The sequence below is a fragment of the Brevibacillus reuszeri genome, assembly GCF_002897295.1.
Lineage (GTDB): Bacteria > Bacillota > Bacilli > Brevibacillales > Brevibacillaceae > Brevibacillus > Brevibacillus reuszeri_A.
Window position 1 is genome coordinate 1 of record NZ_BEXF01000082.1, and the last position, 1701, is coordinate 1701.

Consider the following 1701-nt stretch of genomic DNA (forward strand, 5'->3'; position numbering starts at 1 on the left):
AGATCGGTTTGTTATTATAATGGTACAAACACGACGCATCACTATGACAAATTGATTGCAAATAAAGCCAATGATTTATGCTTAATGAACTGCACCCCATTTGTTAGACATATCTAACAGTTGGAGGTGCAGTTTTTTATGACTAAATTTACGAAGGATAGCAAATTGGCATTAATTCAAGGGTATGACTCTGATCTTCTATCTCAAACAGAATACGCAAATCAAATGCGTGTAACCAAGTCTCAATTCCAATATTGGTTGAAGCTTTATGAGATACATGGTGAGACTGCCTTTACTAACGGCTATACAAATTATCCGGCAAGCTTTAAACTGGACGTACTCAATCATATGGCTCAATCAGACGCTTCTCTCATGGATACCGCTGCTTTGTTTAAGCTTCCGGACTTCTCCATGTTGTATTCCTGGCAGAGAAAGATGGAGACAGGCGGTTTAGAAGCCCTTGAGCCAAAAAAGAAGGGGCGTCCATCCATGAAGAAAAACCCCAATTCGTCTACCAAACGATCCGTAGTTGAAGGGTCTGTCGAAGCACTTGAAGAACGTATCAAACAGCTTGAAATGGAAAATGAGTATCTAAAAAAGTTGAATGCCTTAGTTCGAAACAAGGAAAAATCACCAAACAAGACAAAGCACAAGCCGTCTGGCAACTAAGGCATAAATATCCGGTGAAGGCACTCGTACAGGTGGCTGGTGTCCCGCGAAGCACCTATTACAACCTTATAAAGTGTATGAACCAACCAGATCCGAATACCGAGTTGAGGGCTGAAATTCAATCCATTTACGTGGAACATGACGGACGGTACGGATATCGCCGTATTCGTGATGAACTGGCAGTCCGTGGGTGGAAAGTTAACCACAAAAAGGTTCAGAGACTCATGAAGAAAATGGGTCTTACATGCCTGGTTCGCGTGAAAAAGTATAAGTCATATAAAGGGAGCGTCGGCAAGATTGCACCGAATCATCTGGACCGCCAGTTCACGGCTGGGGCGCCAAATGAGAAATGGGTGACTGACATTACGGAATTTAAGTTATTTGGAGAAAAGCTGTATCTATCGCCCATTTTGGACTTATTCAACGGGGAAATTATCACCTATACCCTGGATTCACGACCAACCTATTCTCTGGTATCTCAGATGCTGGATGCAGGACTGAAACGTCTGCCGGAAGAACACCATCTTCTCCTTCATTCTGATCAAGGATGGCATTACCAAATGAAGTCGTATCGGCATGCACTTAAGTCGAGAGGCATTCTCCAAAGCATGTCACGAAAAGGGAATTGTTACGACAATGCCGTCATAGAGAATTTCTTCGGCATTCTCAAGTCGGAGTTTCTGTACTACAAAGAGTTTGAATGTGTGGAACATTTTAAGGAAGAACTAAAAAAATATATGGAATACTACAATACCAAACGGTTAAAGGCAAAATTAAAAATGAGTCCGGTACAGTACCGAACTCATTTTGAGAAAGCTGCCTAATGAAATAACCGTGTCTAACTTTTGGGGGTCACTTCATTCTGGCGGCTTTTTTACTATGAAAAATGGATCCTGCCATTTTTAAACAAACAATCTATTAATTAATGTTAAGTTGTAAGTAGGTCTAAGGTCTGGTATAGTATTAGTTGTACTTACAAATGAATGCTAAATGAGTTGGTTTGTTTGGAGAGCTTGGTCAGTGGGTAAAAGA

The 1701-nt window shown here is 41.1% G+C and carries 1 protein-coding gene; it reads left to right on the forward strand.

The window, feature by feature from the left end:
- Positions 1-138 precede the first annotated feature (138 nt).
- Positions 139-1493, forward strand: a protein-coding gene (locus C3B52_RS35410) for an IS3 family transposase (RefSeq protein ID WP_103110993.1) whose coding sequence is annotated in 2 segments (ribosomal slippage) — positions 139-592 and positions 592-1493 — 1356 coding nt in all. Because the reading frame shifts where the segments join, the coding sequence is not laid out codon by codon here.
- Positions 1494-1701: the final 208 nt, after the last annotated feature.